Below are 15272 nucleotides of genomic sequence, written 5' to 3'. Positions count from 1 at the left end.
GCCAGCCGAGCCGCCAAAAAGTGTCAGCGCGGCACGAAAGTCAGCCAATGGCCGCGCAGGCGCTTGTGGGCCTGCACCGGGTAGGTTGTCACCAACATCACCAGCGCACGCTCGGTGTCGGCCATAGTCCCCACCGGATAGGCGCCTGAGACCCGCAGGTCGGCCACTGCCGGATCGCAATGCACGAAGCCGCCGCGGTAGCGCTGCAATTCGGCGGCCAGGTCGGCCAGGCGCATGCGGTCAGCCAGCAGCAGGCCTTGCGTCCAGGCTGCCTGGGTGTCGTGCGTCGCCGAGACGGCGCCTACTGCGTTGGGTGTGAACGATGCCTGCTCGCCGGCCTGCAGCAAGGCGGGCGGCATACCGCTCGGTGCCACCGGCGTGACGAGCACCGCGCCCTCGAGCACCGCCGCATGCGTGCGGCCATCGAAGTGCCGCACCGTGAAGCGCGTGCCCAGTGCCTGCAGCGTGCCATGCGCAGTGCGCACGCGCAGCGGCCGCGGGCGGGGCGACGGGTCGGCGTGGGACTGCACGAGGATTTCTCCGGCGCGCAGCTGGATGAGGCGCTGCTCGCTGTCGTAGCGGACGTCGATGGCGCTGCCGGTGTTCAGGGTGACGCGGCTGCCGTCGGCCAGCACGACTTGGCGCCGCTCGCCGGTGGCCGTGCGCTGGTCGGCGCCAAAGTTATAGCCCTCGGGGCCCTCGCACCATTGCCAGCCGGCCCAGGCCGCCCAGGTGGCCGGCGCAGCGCCGATCAGCATCGCCAGTTTGCCCAAGGCCGCGCGGCGCGAACTGCCGGCAGGGCGGTCCAGTGCGGGCATCGCCAGCGCGGGTGGCAGGCCGCCCAGTGTGAACAGCAGCCGCTCGGCGCGCGCCCAGGCGCGGGCGTGATCGGGGCTTTGCGCGCGCCAGCGTTCGCAGGCGGCCCGGTCGGCGTGGGTGGCCGCGCCGGACTGCAATCGCACCAGCCAGTCGGCAGCTTCGTCGAGCACGTGGGCCGGCAGCGCGTCGGCAACGGGCAGGGCGCCGTTGCAAATGGCAGACGTGGCGTGCTGAGTGCTCACGGCATCAATCCATCAGCGCCAGGCATTGCACAAAAGCCAGCTTCATGTGCCGCTTGACGGTGGCTAGAGATACTTTCAGGCGCAGCGCGATGTCGTCGTAGGTGAGGCCTTCGATCTGCGAGAGCAGAAAAGCGCGCTTTGCGGCAGGCGGCAAGGTGTCGAGCATGGCATCGACCTGGTGCAAGGTCTGCAGGATCAGCAGCCGCTGCTCGGGGGAGGGAGCCTGCGGTTCGGGCAGCGCGGCCAGGGCCTGCAGGTAGGCGCGCTCCAGTGCCTGGCGCTGGCACCAATTGATCATCAGTCCGCGCGCCACGGTGGTGAGGTAGGCGCGTGGCTGCTGGATGGTCTGCAGGTCGCGGCCGGCCAGGATGCGCAGGAAGGCGTCATGCGCCAGGTCGGCCGCGTCGTGCCGGTTGCCCAGCTTGCGCTGCAGCCAGGCCAGCAGCCAGCCGTGATGGTCCGCGTAGAGCTGCCCAATCGGCGACTGCGCTCCGCCGGGTGGCGCAGCGGGCAATGTGGCCGGCGATGGGAGGACGAGCGAATCTGTGGACACTGGGCGCTGGCAGGCGCAAACTCGGCGCCCGGGTGACTAAATGCGAATGACTCTCATTATATGATTTCCCGCTGAGGCATTCGGGTCACCAGCGGCTCATGGCGCCGCGCGGTCGCTGTGGCCCAGCGGCTTGCCCGGTGCGATGCCGTCGCGCACGAGCTGCTTGAGTTCCTTGCTCTCGGGGAAGCGCCCCGCAGCGCTGCGGGCGAAGATCACTTCGCCGTCAAGCCGCACCTCGAACACGCCGCCCTGCCCTGGCAGGAGGGCCACCTCGCCGAGTTCGGACTCGAAGGTGGTGAGCAGCTCCTGCGCGAGCCAGGCCGCGCGCAGCAGGAAGCGGCATTGGCGGCAGTACTCGATCTCGACCCGGCCGGTACTCATGGAGCGCAATTGTCCATCGGCGGGTCGCCGCCAGCGCAGGAGGAGGCCGGCTTTGAACCGTTGTCCTGGAACCGGACCTCGTCATGCCCTCGTTGCGCAAGCCGGGACCTCGCGCCCAGCGGCCCTCGGCCTGCCGGCAGCCTCACTTCCTCACTCCGGCGCGTGCTCGAGCATGAAGCTCAGCGTCGCGAAGTGATGCGTGCGATCGGTCTTGCCCGGGTCCACCGAAGCGCTCTCGTGCTCGGCACGAACCACGTTGAGCCCCTGGTTGCGCACCGGCAGCGTGACGCGCCCGTCGGCATCGGCCACGAGGGGCTCGCCGTCGGGGTCGGTCACCACGTCCTGCCAGACCTTCGCGCGCGGCAGCGGCTTGCCGTCGAACAGCACCTGGACGCTGAGCGGCTCGTTCTTGTTGCGCGGAAACTTCGTGCCCACGGGGACGATCTGCAAGGCCAGCCCGGGCGCCGGCGCCACGCCCCCGGCGGGCAGCGCGACCAGGTGGGTCGCGTACTTCAGGTAGCGGCCGCTGATCGTGGCGCCGGGCACCTCGTCCTTGCCCTTGCCGTGCCACTTGCCGGCCGCGTCGCGCGACCACAGGCCGTTGTTCAGGGTCGCGGTGAGAACGGTTGGCTTGTGCGTGAGGTCGACGAAGGCCATGCGGCCTTCCGTCTCCAGCTTCACCGACACCGGCTTGCCGGCCGCGTCGGTGCCGCCGACCGAGCTGATTTTGGGCAGCCGCTTGACCACGTCGAGGTCTTCGGCGCCGTCGCCATAGACCATCGCCAGCCGGTCGGCGCGCTGCGCGAACCAGATGCCGTGGGCCTGGGCCAGGCCGCACAGCGAGGCGGCGATGGCCGCCAGGATGAGTTGCTTCGGTGCGTTCATGATCGTATTGTCCTTGGTGCGTTTCAGAACTTGTATTGCAGGCCCGCGGTCACGGTGCACGGGCTGCCCGGCGTGACCCACACGCGGTTGTAGGCGCTGGCGTAGTAGGTCTTGTCGAACAGGTTGTCCACGTCCAGCGACAGCCGCAGTGCGGGCGTGGCGCGCCAGTAGGCCGTGAGCTTGGCGGTGGTGTAGGCCGGCAGCTGCGGCGGCGTGGAGTAGGGGTCTTCACCGGTGCGCGCGCCCACGTGCGTGAGGCCGCCGCCCAGGCCGACCAGGCCGCCGCCCGCCAGCGGCATTTCGTGCACGACGAAGAGGCTGCCGCTGTGGCGCGCGTACTGCGTCAGGTGGCGGTCGGCGTCCAGGTAGGCATAAGCCAGCGCCACGCGCCAGCCGCGCGCGATCCATCCCGCCAGTTCGATCTCCGCGCCCTTGTTGCGCACCTGGTCGAGCTCGATGTAGGAGTCGGTGTCGGCGTCGTACTGGGGCACGTGGCGCTTGGTGATGTCGAACAGCGCCACGCTGCCGCCCAGGCGGCCGTCGGCCGATTCCCACTTCAGCCCCAGCTCCTTGGCGGTGCCGCGCTGAGGTGCGAACAACTGGCCGCTCGCGTCTGTCTCGGTCTGCGCGCGGAACGAGCGGCCGACGCTGGCGTAGGCCGACAAGCCGGGCTGGACCAGCCAGGTCAGGCCCACGCGCGGCGAGGTGGCGCTGGTGTCCTGCTCGGCCACCGAGCCATCGACACGGCTTTCGAAGCGGCTGCTGGCGCGGTCGTGGCGCAGCCCGGCCAGCAGCCTGAACGACGCGCCGAGCGCGATCTCGTCCTGCACGTAGACGGCTTGCTGGTGGTCCTTCAGCTCGCCGTTCCATGCCGCGAGCACGGGGCCCAGGGTCTGCGCCGGCACCTGGCCGTATTGCGGGTTGGACACCGAGATGCCCACGGCGTAACGCTGACCGCCCGCGTGGTCCAGCAGCGTGCGGTCCTGCCCGAAGCGCGCGGCCTCGGCGCCCACCAGCAGCGTGTGCTCGATGCCCCCCGTGCGCAGTTTGCCGGTGGCCTCCAGCTGCAGCGAGGTTTCATCGGAGCTGTAGTCGCGCCAGCGCACGCGCCGGCACAGCCAGTCCTGCGTGTTCATCGAGGTCGAACAGCCGAGGGCGCCGGGCCCGTACTGGTGCGGCTCGGTGGCCCGGCCCTCCAACGTGCCGCGCTTGAGCTGCAGGCCGCCGCGCAGCAGCCAGTCCGCGCCGAGCGCGTGGTCGACGAAGAGCTGGTGGGTCTGGTTGACGATAGTGATGTCGCCGTCGCCCGGCTCGCCGTAGAAGCGCGTGCTGGGCACGGCACCGAGTTGGCCGTTGATCACCGGCACGCCGCGATCCAGCGGCGCACGCTGGCGCAGCACTTCGCCGTCGTAGCGAAGCTGGGTGTCGGGACTCAGCTTCCAGGTCAGCGCGGGCGCCAGCAGCTCGCGCCGGCTGTGCGTGTGGTCGCGAAAACCGTCCTTGTCTTCCACCGAGAGGTTCAGCCGGTAGGCCTGCGTGGTGGGCTCGTTGCCGCTGACGTTTGCAGCGCTGCCGCCGTTCAGCGGCCCGGTGCTGTCCAGCGCCAGGCGCTTGGTGCCGAAGCTGCCGAAGTAGGCTTCCACCGAGTGCCCCGCCGTGAAGCGCGGCTGCTTGGTCACGAGGTTGACGCTGCCGCCGGGCTCGCTGGCACCGTACAGCGCCCCCAGGGTGCCCTTGAGGAACTCGATGCGTTCGAGGTTGGCCGTGTCGCGCGGCGCGTTGAAGCCGCGGTTGGAGGGCATACCGTTGCGCAGCAGGCTCATCGTGGTGTCTTCGTGGCCCTGGAAGCCGCGGATGGCCACGTTGTCCCAGGTGCCGCCGAAGTTGTTCTGCCGGCTCACGCCGGCCACGAAGTCCAGCGTGTCGTCCAGGCGCAGCGCGCCCAGGTCGTCGAGCAGCTGGCGCGGCAGCACGCGCACCGCCTGCGGCACTTCGAGCAGCGGCGTGTCGGTCTTGGTGGCGCCGGCGGACTGGCCGTCGTGGTAGGCACCCGACTGGCGGCGGCCGACCACTTGCACGGTGGGCAGCGTGGGCTCGGCGGACGTGCGCGCGGCGGCTGCAGGTGCCTCGGTGCTCGGTGCCGGCGCGGACTGCGCCGTGGCGAGCGTCGGGGTCGAGGCGGCGAGCCAGGCTGCGATGGCGGTGGCGACATGGGTGAGGCGTGGCCTCGGGAAGCGGTGGTGCATGGGAACTGTCCTCCAGGTTGATCGGATGCGTCGGCGGCTTGGTGCCGCTTCATGCTGGAGGACACGCAACGGGTCGTTTGCGGACAGCCGCAGCGCGCGGAATTGCTACGAGGTGTGTCGGCGAAGGGCGGCGAATGGCGATGCTCACGGCGTCCATCCCCATGTCAGCCGCCAGGTGCGCGGTGGCCCGGGGGTGACCCAGGCGTCGTTGTAGGCGCTGAGGTAATGCCGGCGGTCGAACGCGTTGTCCAGGTCGAGGTCGATGCTCCAGCGCGGCGTCGGCCGCCAGCGGGCCAGCAGCCGCGCCAGCGTGTAGGCCGGCAGCCGCGGGCTGCCGCCGTCGCCGGTGCGCGGGCCGACGTGGCTCAGCCCGGCCCCGAGCGCGAGCACGCCGCCGAACGTGGGCTGCTGGTGCATCAGCAGCAGCGAGCCGCTGGCGCGGGCGAACTGCGGCAGCGCGCGTTCGAGCCGGCTGGCGCTGAAGGCGATGCGCCAGCGGGAGTTCAGCCACCCGACCAATTCGGCCTCGGCGCCGCGGCTGCCCACGCGCTCGGCCGCGACGCTGAAGTCCGGGTGCTCCGGGTCGGCGCGCAGCACGTGGCGCTTGACGATGTCGAAGGCCGCGACGGTGGCGGTGAGCCGAGCATCGCCGGGTTGCCCTCCGCTGGAATCCCACTTCAGGCCGATCTCGCGGGCGCGCCCACGCTCGGGCTCGAACGCGTGGCCTTGCGCGTCGACGCCGACGTTGGGCCGGAACGAGGCCGCCACCGTGGCATAGGCCGAGGCCTCGCGCGCGAAGCGCCAGTTCAGCGCCAGCCGCGGCGTGCGCGCCTGCAGGGCCCGGGCGCGACTGCTGCCGCTCAGGTGGTCCGACACCTGCTGCTCGAAGCGGTCGGCGCGCCATCCGGCCGTGAGCGTCCAGGCTGGCGCGAACTGCCACTCGTCCTGCAGGTACAGGCCCAGGCCCTGCTGCTGCTCGCGCGTGTCGATGAAGTCCTGCGGCATGCCGCCAGCGTTGCCGTAGGCGGGCGCGTAGACGTCGATGCCATCGGCCTGCCACTGCGAGGGCGGCGTGCGCTGCATGCGCTGGTCGATGCGAAAGCGGAACGCCTCCAGCCCCACGAGCAGACGGTGCTCCCCGCCGGCCGTGCGCCGGGGGCCGCCGATCTCGGCCTGCATCGAGCGGTCGTCCCAACGGAAGTCGCGTGCGCGGCGCTGGCGCCACAGCCAGCCGGTGTCGTTCAGCGATGCCAGCCCGGCGCCGTAGCCGTGGCCATAGGTGGTCAGCCCGCCATAGCTGCCGCTGCGCGCCATCAGCCCGGCGTGCAGCGCCCAGCCCTCGGCGAGCGTGGCACCGAGGTCGTGGTCGAGCAGCAACTGGTGCGTGCGGTTGACGATGGTGATGTCGCCGTCGCCGGGCTCGCCGTAGAAGCGCGACAGCGGCACCGCGCCGAGCCGGCCGCCGATGGCCACCACGCCGCGGTCCAGCGGCGCGCGCTGGCGCAGCCACTCGCCGTCGTAGCGCAGCAGGGTGCCGGCAGCGGGCTTCCAGGCCAGCGCCGGCGCGAGCAGTTCGCGCCGGGTTCGCACGTGGTCGCGGAAGCTGCCTGCTGTTTCGCGCACGGCGTTGAGCCGCCATGCTGCGGAGGGGGCGTCACTCGAGGTTTCGCCCAAGGCGTCGCCGTGGCCGGCGTCACCTTGCACGCGCCAAGGTCCACCCAGATCGAACGTCAGGCGCATGCGGCCGAAGCTGCCGGTGCCGGCCTCCGCGCTGCGCCGTTCGGTCCAGGGCGGGCTCTTGGTGATGAGATTGAGCGTGCCGCCCGGCTCACTGGCGCCCATCAGCGCAGCCACCGGGCCGCGCAGGAACTCGAAGCGCTCGGCGTTGGCCGTGTCGCGCGGCGCGTTGTAGCCGCGGTTGGCGGCCATGCCGTTGCGCAGCAGGCTCATGCCGGTGTCCTCATGGCCGGCAAAACCGCGCAGCGCGATGTTGTCCCAGGTGCCGCCGAAGTCGTTCTGCCGGCTGGCCCCGGCCACGTAGGGCAGCAGCGCGTCCAGTCGCGCGGCGCCAAGGTCGTCGATGAACTCGCGCGGCAGCGTGCGAGTGGATTGCGCGAGCGTCAGGTCGGGCCCCGCGTGGCGGGTGGCCTCGGCCGGCTCGGCGGCCTGCCAGCCGCCATCGATCGGGCGTGCCCGCACCCGCACGGCGGGCAGGGTGGTGAGCGACGCCGCACCGCGCGGCTGCGGGTTCGGCAGGGCGGTGCCGGCACGGGCCACGACGACGTAGGTGCGGCCGTCCGTGGACGTCGCCTCCAGCCCGCTGCCCGCCAGCAGGCGGGCGAGCGCCGTGGCAACGTCCTGCTCGCCGCGCACGCCGGGCGAGCTGCGGCCGCCGGCCAGGCGCGCGTCGAGCTGGATCGTGACGCTGGCCGCCTCGGCGAACGCGGCCAGCGCGTCGAGCAACGGGCCTGGCGGAATGTCGATGGGCCAGGCCAGGCGCGCGCCGCGTCCTGGGCTGGTCGGCGCGTCCGAGCCCTGCGCATGGGCAGACCCGAGGTGCGCGGCACCGAGGCCAAGGGCCGCCGACAGCAGGGCCGTCGCCAGACGGCGGCTCGGGCGTGGCCGCGTCAGGCGCTGGTGCCGGCGGCGCTGCTGGACGGCCTCAGGCGCCGCGCGCATGCGCCGGCTCGATGCTCGCCCACCAGCGCGTGCGCCAGACCACGCGCACGGGCAGCGTGCGCGGCAGCGCGTCGAGGACGGCATCGGTCTGATCGAGCTGGAACACGCCGCTGATGCGCAAGACCTGCAGGGCCGGGTCGCAGCGCAGCCAGCCGGGCCGGTGGACCGCCAGGCGCACCGCGAACTCGGGCAGCGGCAGGTCGCGCGCCACCAGGATGCCCCGTGTCCACGCGGTGTCGGTCTCCGTGTCGCTTCGCCGCGCGGCTGGCGCGTCGCCGGCCAGGTCCAGGGCCTGCCCGGCGGCGACCACGGTGCGGCGCCCCGCGGCATCCGTCCACTCCACGGCACCCTCATGGACCGCCAGGTGCACGGCCGGCCCTGCGGCGCCCGCAAGGTCACGCACCAGGAAGCGCGTGCCCAGCGCCCGCAGCAGGCCCGACCGCGTCTGCACCAGGAAGCTGCGCTGCGGGTCGGGCGCCGTCTGCACCAGCAGTTCGCCCTGTGCGAGCTCGACCCGGCGCTCGTGGGGGCCGTAGGCCACGCGCAACTCGGTGCGCGCGTTCAGCCACAGGCGCGACCCGTCCGGCAGCGTGGCGTCGCGCCGCTCGCCGGTGCCGGTGGCGAGCCGGTCCGCGCTCGGCGCCGCGTTCCATTGCCAGGCCACCCAGACGGATGGCGGTGCCAACAGCAGGCCGCCGACGAGGCGCAGCGTCTGCCGCCGTTGCGCCTGGGCAGCGTGGGCGGTGTCGGCGTGCCGCCGTAAGGCGTCACGGGCCAGTGCCGCAGGCACACGCTGCAGCGATGCCTGCAACGCGGTGGCCCGCTGCCACGCGCGCGCATGCTCCGGGTCGGCCTCGCGCCAGCGGCAGCAGGCCTCGGCCTGGCGCGCGTCGAAGCCATCCAGCAGCAGGGTGGTGAGCCAGCGCGCGGCTGCGCGGGCCACCGCAGGCCGGATCGGCAGGTCCGATGCGCGGCCGGTGGTCACGCCAGCTCCAGGATGCAGGCCGCAAAGGCCCGCTCCAGATAGCGCCGCACCGTGCGTTCGGTGACTCCGAGATCGCGCGCGATCTCGGGCGCTGAGTGGCCGTCCAGCTGCGCCAGCAGGAAGGCCTGGCGCACCGCAGCGGGCAGCCGCGCAAGCGCGGCGTCCAGCTGGCGCAGCGCTTCGAACGCGAGGGCGCGTTCCTCCGCGGACGGCACCAGAGCCTCGGGCAGCGCGGCCAGGGTTTCGAGCCACGCCCGCTCCAGCGACTGGCGCCGGTAGTGGTTGCTGACCAGGCGCCCGGCGATGGCCGACAGGTAGGCGCGCGGCGTCTCGATCAGCTCCGGCCTGACCTGGGCCGTGATGACGCGCACGAAGGTGTCCTGCGCCAGGTCGGCTGCGGCATGGTGACAGTCCAGGCGGCGGCGCAGCCACGTGACGAGCCAGGAGCGATGCGCGCCGTAGAGCGATGCCCAGCCATCCTGCGGGAAACGGTCGGTGGTGGGCACGATGGCGTCAGGCAATGTCGGATATGAGAAGCATTCGCATTGTATGGGTCATTGTTCGTGTGCCTGGTCGTACGCAGGTGCTCGCGCGATGAGGCCTGTCGCGCGATGCGTCGCGCGGCGCGGGTTCTGTGCGTGTGCGCGTCGAGATCAGCGCGGCCGCACGTTGTCGAGGTCGCCTCCGACGCCTAGTCCACGCTCCACGCGGCCTGCGGAAGGCCCCACCCACTCGCGCACATGCGCCTCGCGCGACGGCCGCTGCGGCGGGCGCGAGCCCGGCGGCGGCGTGCCGACGTAGAGGAAACCGACCATGCGGTCGCTGCCGCCGAAGCCCAGCGCGCGGCGCACAACGTCATCGCGCACGTTGGCGCCGGTGGCCCAGAAGCCGCCGTAGCCCAGCAGGTGCAGGGCGTTGAGCATGTTCATCGCCGCGGCGGCCACGGCCATGACCTGCTCAGCCTCGGGCACCTTGTGCCCCATGCGCACGCGCGCCGCCATCGCGATGATCAGCGGCGCAGCCATGGCCTTGGAACGGAAGCGCTCGGCGTCGCCCTGCGGGTCGCGCGCGCGGGCGGCCTGCACGAAGACCTCGCCCAGCGCCTCGCGCGCGGGGCCACGCACGACGGCGAAGCGCCACGGGCGCAAGCTGCCGTGGTCCGGCGCGCGCAGGGCCAGGTCGAAGACGAGGTCCAGTTGCGCGGGCGTGGGCTCGGGGGCGGCCAGGGGCCACGGCGAGTGCCGCGCCAGCAGCCGCTCCAGTAGGGCGCGGCCTGCGTCGGCCGGGGTCGCCACCGCTTCCATCGCGTGCCGCACCGCCACCGTCAGGCGGCGTCCGGGGCGCGGCCGAGGGCGCGGTGGATGCCGGCCCCCAGCAGCGCGCCGACGATGGGCGCCACCCAGAACAACCACAGCTGCGAAAGCGCCCAGCTACCCTGGAACACCGCCACGCCCGTGCTGCGCGCCGGGTTCACCGACGTGTTGGTGACCGGGATGCTGATGAGGTGGATCAGCGTCAGGCACAGGCCGATGGCGATCGGCGCGAATCCCTGCGGCGCCCGGGCGTCGGTGGCGCCGAGGATGACCACGAGGAACAGCGCCGTCATCACCACCTCGCACACGAGCGCCGCCTGCATCGAGTAGCCGCCTGGCGAGTGTTCACCGAAGCCGTTGGAGGCGAAGCCGGCGGCTGCATCGAAGCCGGCCTTGCCGCTGGCGATGGCGTACAGCACCGCGCCGGCGGCCAGCCCGCCCAGCACCTGGGCGACGATGTAGGGCAGCAGCTGCGCCGCCGGGAAACGACCGCCCGCCCACAGCCCCACCGACACCGCCGGATTGAAGTGCCCGCCGGAGATGTGGCCCACGGCGTAGGCCATGGTCAGCACCGTGAGGCCGAAGGCCAGCGACACGCCGAGCAGGCCGATGCCGAGTTGCGGAAAGGCTGCGGCCAGCACGGCGCTGCCGCAGCCGCCGAGTACGAGCCAGAAGGTGCCGATGAATTCGGCGCCGAGGGTCTTGGGGTTGATCACGGGTCTCTCCTCGAAGTGTCGTTTGACAAGGTGCACGGACGGCTCGCAGCGAAGCGCACGGTGGTTGCCGGCGCTGATCGCGCTGCCTCGGGCCGGTGCCTCATTTGACCTGAGCCAGCGCCTTGTCGAAGCGGTCCTTGCCGACCACAAAGCTCGCCTGCTCCTTGGCCGCGGCGGCCTTGGCATCGGCCAGGTTCACCGGCTTGCCGGCCTGGATGACGCCGACCATGCCCATCACCTTGTGCGGCTCGCAGGCGTAGAGGTAGACGCCTTCCTTCTCCAGCTTGACCTTCACTTCGGTGTCGGCGGCGCCCTTCCACGGTTTGGCACCGGCGGGCAGCAGCAGCGAGGCGCTGTTGTGCGCGGCCTTGTCGGTGGGCGTGAAGACCACGGTGTCGCCGACCGCCGCCTTCACGAACGTGGGCTCGAAGGTCATGGCCCCGTCCTTGCCGTTGTTCAACATCTTGACGATGTGTTCGGCGGCCGTTGCCGCGGGCGTGTTGGCGAGGCCTGCACACAGCAGGGCGGCAAGCAGGGGAAGCGGGTGTCGGCGGGTCTTCATGAAGTTTTCTGCTCGTGGGTTGGCTTGATGTAAAGGCGTGTGGATCAAGTGGTGGCGCCGGCAGGCCGCGGCGCTGGCCGCAGCGCTGCGCATGGGTCTTCGCGCGGCTGGCGCGGTGTGGTCAGGGTCCGGTCATAGGCTGCGTGCGAGTCGTCGCCTTCCTCCAGCAGGCCGATGGCCAGCACGCGCGAGCGCAGCGGTGCGCCCAGCCAGCGGGGCACGCCGATGTCGCGCCGCACATGGCCGTTGCCGGCGAGCAGCACCACGCCGCGTTCGGCGTACCGCTCGACCAGGCTGGCCATGAACTGGTCGCGTGCCACCTGGGCGGCGGCCATGCGCAGGCCCTGCGCGGCATCCACCGCGCCGCAGTGCGAGGCGACGATGATCTCGGCCTGTGCCGCCGTGATGTCGGGCGGCACGCGCTCGTCGAAGCGCATGGCCTGCAGGCCCTCGGCGACGACGCGGCGCGCATCGGCGCGCGACACATTGGCCGCCACGATGGGCAGGCCGTTCTGCAGAGCCAGCGCGATGAAGGGCTTGTAGAAGGGCCAGTGCCAGCGCGCGCCGGCCGTTGCGGCGGCGGCGATCAGCGCATCGGCATTGGCGCCAGGCTGTGCGCGGGAGCGGTCCAGGTCGGCCTGGCGCTCGCGGTCGAACTGCTCCATCAGCAGCGCCGGGCGGGCACCGCTGGCGAGCAGGGCCTCGAAGGCCTGCAGGCGCAGGGCATGTTGCTGGGCGTTGTCGTGCACCTCTCCCAGCAGGACCAGGGGCCGGGGCGCAGTGGTCGTCAGCAGGTCCACCAGCGGCGCGCCGGCCACGGCCCAGCCGCCGCCCAGGCTGGCGCCTGCCAGGCAGGCCAGCGCGGCGCAGCGTACAAGCCTGCGGCGGGCCGGCGTGAGGCTGCGGCCGAACAGGGCATGCTGCACCCGCTCGCCGGCCAGCGCCAGCGCCGTGCAGGCGAACAGCGCCAGGCCCAGGGCCAGCAGGGCGGGGAGCACTTGGGGAGCGGAGGCAACGGTGGGCATGGTGTCAGTGCACCGTGGTGGGGTATTCGGTGTCGCAGCCATCGCCATCGCCATCGCCATCGCCATCGCCATCGCCATCGCCATCGGCGCTGCGCGAGGTGCGTGCGGCACAAGCGCAGCCCTGGTGCAGCCAGCGCGCGATCTCGGGCCGCTCGCCGTACACGGCCTGGAAGCGCAGCAGCGCGACGTAGGTCTCGCGCAGCCGGCTGCGCGACGCATGGCGCACCGCCTGCGGCAGCCGCTGATCGCCAGCGGCGCGCAACATGCCGCCGTGCACGCTGCACAACGTGGCCGCGGCCTCCGCAATGCGTTCGGCGCGGGCCAGCCCTTCCGACAGGTTCAGGCAGCTCACGACGAGCGCCGTCACCGCATCGTCGGCGTTCGGCCATTGGTTGAAGTGTTCGAGCGCCCATTCGCGTGCCCTGAGGTAGGCCTCGATCGCGTCGTCCAGGGCGCCGTGCTCGAACAGCATGTTCGCGTGCAACGTCAGCTGCTTCCATTCGTGGCTGACGCCGACAGGCTGTTTCTGCGCCGGCGGTGATCGATGCGGGTCAGACATGATCAGGCATGGGCGCCGAGGTGTTGGCGAGGAAGGGGCAACCGCCGGGCGCAGGTGTTGACGGCGGCTTCGATGGCCTGCATCGCCAGCGGGTCGTGCAGCCCGATCAGGTGGCGCAGGCGCAGCAGCGGCACCGCGGTCAGTTCCAGGCAGGCGCTGCGCCAGAAGTTCGGCAGCTCGGCGTCGCGCGCGGTGTGCAGCAGCGTCTGCAGCATCTGCGCCTGCGCGGCCACTTCGTCGATGGCGCCGAGCGCGGCCAGCTTGTGCCCGCAGTGCAGGTACTGGCGGATGCGCGCGGGCTCGCCGGCGTGCAGGGCGCAGCGCACGTCGATGTGCAGCCGCTCCCAGCGGGAGCGCAGCCGCTCGCGGCAGCGCAACAACGATGACCTTGGCGTGGTGGTGGTGTGCATGGCGGGCGCGCTCCGTTCAGTCTTCGCCGGTGAGCCGCGCCGGGTCGAGCAGGCGTTCGAGGTCGGCACGCGGGATGTCGGTGCGTTCGGCCGCCACGTCGACGATGGGCCGGCCCTCGCGGTAGGCCTGCTTGGCGATGTCGGCCGCGCGGGTGTAGCCGATCAGCGGATTCAGCGCGGTCACGAGGATCGGGTTGCGCGCCAGCGCTTCCTTCAGACGCGCCTCGTTCACCGTGAAAGTGGCGATGGCCTTGTCGGCCAGCAGCGGCACCACTCCGGCCAGCAACTCGAGGCTCTCGAGCAGGTTGCGCGCCACCAGCGGCAGCATCACGTTCAGCTCGAAGTTGCCCGACTGGCCGGCGATGGTGATGGCCGCGTCGTTGCCGATCACCTGCGCGCAGACCATCGCGGTGGCCTCCGGGATCACCGGGTTCACCTTGCCGGGCATGATGGACGAGCCCGGCTGCAAGGCTTGCAGCTCGATCTCGCCCAGGCCGGCCAGCGGGCCGCTGTTCATCCAGCGCAGGTCGTTGGCGATCTTGGTCAGGGCCACGGCCAGGGTCTTCAGCGCGCCGGAGGCGGCCACCGCCACGTCTTGTGCACCCATCAACGCAAAGCGGTCCGCACCGGGCTGGAAGGGCAGGCCGGTGATCTCGGTGAGTGCATCGCAGCAGCGGCGCGCGAAGCGCGGGTCGGCGTTGACGCCGGTTCCTACCGCGGTGCCGCCCAGCGCCAGGCGTTGCAAGGCGGGCTGCACGGTCTTCAGGTGGTCCATCGCGGCCTGCACCTGCGCGGCCCAGCCGGTGAGGGCCTGGCTCAGGCGCACCGGCATCGCGTCCATCAGGTGGGTGCGGCCGGTCTTGACGTGCTGGCGCGTGGCGCCGGCCTTGGCGAGGGTGGTCTCCACCAGATGTGCGAGCGCGGGCAGCAGCCGGCTGTGCAGCGCCAGCGCCGCAGCCACGTGGATGGCGCTGGGTACCACGTCGTTGCTGCTCTGGCTGGCGTTGACGTGGTCGTTGGCGTTGACCACGCTGCCCAGCTTGCGGCTGGCCAGTGTGGCCACCACCTCGTTGGCGTTCATGTTGCTGCTGGTGCCAGAGCCGGTCTGGAACACATCCACCGGGAAGTGGTGCATCAGCTCGGCATCGGTGGCGCCCAACAGGTCCCCGCACACCGCTGCGATGGCGCGCGCCGCGGGCTCGGGGATGGTCTCCAGCGCGCCGTTGGCATGTGCCGCAGCGGCCTTGATCGACACCAGCGCGCGCACGAAGGCCAGCGGCATCGGCCGGCCGCTGATGGGAAAGTTGAGCACCGCGCGCTGGGTCTGCGCACCGTAGAGCGCACCGGCGGGTACGTCCATGTCACCCATGGAGTCGCGTTCGATGCGCGAGGCGGTGGACGCGGGAGCGGCAGTCTGGGTCATGGTCGAGAGGCTTCTTGAGGGCGGTAGGAGAAGGAAGCGAGGCGCCAGGCCAGGGTGCGCAGGCGGGTGGCCGTGACGTTGTCGTGCACCAGCGGGCCGAGCTGGCCCAGCGGGCGGCAGCAGGCGTCCAGGCAGGTGATGCGCCAGACGATGGGCAGCAGTGCGTCGTACGCGGTGTCGAGCAGAAGCGTGAGGCTGCGTTCGTGGGCCCGCCACGGCGGCTGCAGGCCCTGGGCGATCAGCGCCTCGGCGTGAAGGAGGTAGGTACGCACCAGGCCCGGGCTGTCGGGTTGCAGCGCCAGGCGAATCTGCAGGCCGAGGCGGTGCCAGTCGTCGAGCGTGGCCGTGGCGGCGAGCGGTTGCGCAGCGGGCATGGCGCTCAGGCGGACACGGGGACGAAGACGTACACGGCAGCGACCATGGCTGCGAACGCCAGCCATTCGGCCCAGGCGCGCAGGGCGCTGTCTCTCATGG

General features: G+C 71.9%; 16 protein-coding genes. All 16 read right to left on the bottom strand.

Going from position 1 to position 15272, the window contains the following annotated elements; translation table 11 throughout:
- Positions 1-23: 23 nt before the first annotated feature.
- The gene (locus U5O44_RS06645) at positions 24-1061 is read right to left on the bottom strand and encodes a FecR family protein (protein ID WP_322587670.1); all 1038 of its coding nucleotides are present in this window, start codon (positions 1059-1061) and stop codon (positions 24-26) included.
- Between the two features lie 4 nt (positions 1062-1065).
- Positions 1066-1575, bottom strand: coding sequence for a sigma-70 family RNA polymerase sigma factor (locus U5O44_RS06640; RefSeq protein WP_416222157.1), 510 nt, complete (start codon positions 1573-1575; stop codon positions 1066-1068).
- A gap of 135 nt (positions 1576-1710) precedes the next feature.
- Positions 1711-1995 carry an Rdx family protein gene (locus U5O44_RS06635; protein WP_322587669.1) on the bottom strand — a complete coding sequence of 95 codons (285 nt, stop codon included), beginning with the start codon at positions 1993-1995 and terminating at the stop codon, positions 1711-1713.
- Positions 1996-2145: 150 nt separating this feature from the next.
- Positions 2146-2880 carry a DUF4198 domain-containing protein gene (locus U5O44_RS06630; protein WP_322587668.1) on the bottom strand — a complete coding sequence of 245 codons (735 nt, stop codon included), beginning with the start codon at positions 2878-2880 and terminating at the stop codon, positions 2146-2148.
- Between the two features lie 23 nt (positions 2881-2903).
- Complete coding sequence (locus U5O44_RS06625) at positions 2904-5126, bottom strand: TonB-dependent siderophore receptor (protein WP_322587667.1); 2223 nt, start codon at positions 5124-5126, stop codon at positions 2904-2906.
- 144 nt (positions 5127-5270) lie between these two features.
- Complete coding sequence (locus U5O44_RS06620) at positions 5271-7805, bottom strand: TonB-dependent siderophore receptor (protein ID WP_322587666.1); 2535 nt, start codon at positions 7803-7805, stop codon at positions 5271-5273.
- A complete protein-coding gene (locus tag U5O44_RS06615) occupies positions 7789-8790 on the bottom strand; it encodes a FecR domain-containing protein (protein ID WP_322587665.1) in 1002 nt (333 codons plus the stop codon). Before U5O44_RS06615 ends, U5O44_RS06620 begins: the two co-directional genes overlap by 17 nt.
- Positions 8787-9296 (bottom strand): sigma-70 family RNA polymerase sigma factor, encoded by a 510-nt coding sequence (locus U5O44_RS06610; RefSeq protein ID WP_322587664.1) that lies wholly within the window; start codon positions 9294-9296, stop codon positions 8787-8789. Before U5O44_RS06610 ends, U5O44_RS06615 begins: the two co-directional genes overlap by 4 nt.
- A gap of 147 nt (positions 9297-9443) precedes the next feature.
- Positions 9444-10094, bottom strand: a complete 651-nt coding sequence (locus tag U5O44_RS06605; protein WP_322588479.1) for a nitroreductase family protein — start codon at positions 10092-10094, stop codon at positions 9444-9446.
- A 20-nt stretch (positions 10095-10114) separates the two neighbouring features.
- On the bottom strand, positions 10115-10819 hold the full coding sequence (aqpZ, locus tag U5O44_RS06600) for an aquaporin Z (protein ID WP_322587663.1): 705 nt from the start codon (positions 10817-10819) through the stop codon (positions 10115-10117).
- 100 nt (positions 10820-10919) lie between these two features.
- A complete protein-coding gene (locus U5O44_RS06595) occupies positions 10920-11381 on the bottom strand; it encodes a pseudoazurin (protein WP_322587662.1) in 462 nt (153 codons plus the stop codon).
- Positions 11382-11425: 44 nt separating this feature from the next.
- Complete coding sequence (locus U5O44_RS06590) at positions 11426-12406, bottom strand: ChaN family lipoprotein (RefSeq protein WP_322587661.1); 981 nt, start codon at positions 12404-12406, stop codon at positions 11426-11428.
- A gap of 4 nt (positions 12407-12410) precedes the next feature.
- On the bottom strand, positions 12411-12965 hold the full coding sequence (locus U5O44_RS06585) for a hypothetical protein (protein WP_322587660.1): 555 nt from the start codon (positions 12963-12965) through the stop codon (positions 12411-12413).
- 2 nt (positions 12966-12967) lie between these two features.
- The gene (locus tag U5O44_RS06580; RefSeq protein ID WP_322587659.1) at positions 12968-13375 is read right to left on the bottom strand and encodes a hypothetical protein; all 408 of its coding nucleotides are present in this window, start codon (positions 13373-13375) and stop codon (positions 12968-12970) included.
- 16 nt (positions 13376-13391) lie between these two features.
- Positions 13392-14798, bottom strand: coding sequence for a class II fumarate hydratase (locus tag U5O44_RS06575; RefSeq protein WP_322587658.1), 1407 nt, complete (start codon positions 14796-14798; stop codon positions 13392-13394).
- Positions 14795-15172: a hypothetical protein gene (locus tag U5O44_RS06570; RefSeq protein WP_322587657.1), complete on the bottom strand. Its 378-nt coding sequence runs from the start codon at positions 15170-15172 to the stop codon at positions 14795-14797. The genes U5O44_RS06575 and U5O44_RS06570 overlap by 4 nt, the downstream gene beginning before the upstream one ends.
- Between the last annotated feature and the right edge of the window lie 100 nt (positions 15173-15272).

Origin of the sequence: Sphaerotilus sp. (genome assembly GCF_034519685.1) — a bacterium.
In the GTDB taxonomy this organism is placed as follows: domain Bacteria; phylum Pseudomonadota; class Gammaproteobacteria; order Burkholderiales; family Burkholderiaceae_C; genus Sphaerotilus.
This window is presented reverse-complemented; position numbering and strand designations above follow the sequence as displayed.

Excerpts from the sequence above, each read along its gene's own strand:
- U5O44_RS06635 (WP_322587669.1), bottom strand. The coding sequence starts at position 1,995 with ATGAGTACCGGCCGGGTCGAGATCGAGTACTGCCGCCAATGCCGCTTC.
- U5O44_RS06630 (WP_322587668.1), bottom strand. The coding sequence starts at position 2,880 with ATGAACGCACCGAAGCAACTCATCCTGGCGGCCATCGCCGCCTCGCTG.
- U5O44_RS06625 (WP_322587667.1), bottom strand. The coding sequence starts at position 5,126 with ATGCACCACCGCTTCCCGAGGCCACGCCTCACCCATGTCGCCACCGCC.
- U5O44_RS06620 (WP_322587666.1), bottom strand. The coding sequence starts at position 7,805 with ATGCGCGCGGCGCCTGAGGCCGTCCAGCAGCGCCGCCGGCACCAGCGC.
- U5O44_RS06605 (WP_322588479.1), bottom strand. The coding sequence starts at position 10,094 with ATGGAAGCGGTGGCGACCCCGGCCGACGCAGGCCGCGCCCTACTGGAG.
- U5O44_RS06595 (WP_322587662.1), bottom strand. The coding sequence starts at position 11,381 with ATGAAGACCCGCCGACACCCGCTTCCCCTGCTTGCCGCCCTGCTGTGT.
- U5O44_RS06590 (WP_322587661.1), bottom strand. The coding sequence starts at position 12,406 with ATGCCCACCGTTGCCTCCGCTCCCCAAGTGCTCCCCGCCCTGCTGGCC.
- U5O44_RS06585 (WP_322587660.1), bottom strand. The coding sequence starts at position 12,965 with ATGTCTGACCCGCATCGATCACCGCCGGCGCAGAAACAGCCTGTCGGC.
- U5O44_RS06580 (WP_322587659.1), bottom strand. The coding sequence starts at position 13,375 with ATGCACACCACCACCACGCCAAGGTCATCGTTGTTGCGCTGCCGCGAG.
- U5O44_RS06575 (WP_322587658.1), bottom strand. The coding sequence starts at position 14,798 with ATGACCCAGACTGCCGCTCCCGCGTCCACCGCCTCGCGCATCGAACGC.
- U5O44_RS06570 (WP_322587657.1), bottom strand. The coding sequence starts at position 15,172 with ATGCCCGCTGCGCAACCGCTCGCCGCCACGGCCACGCTCGACGACTGG.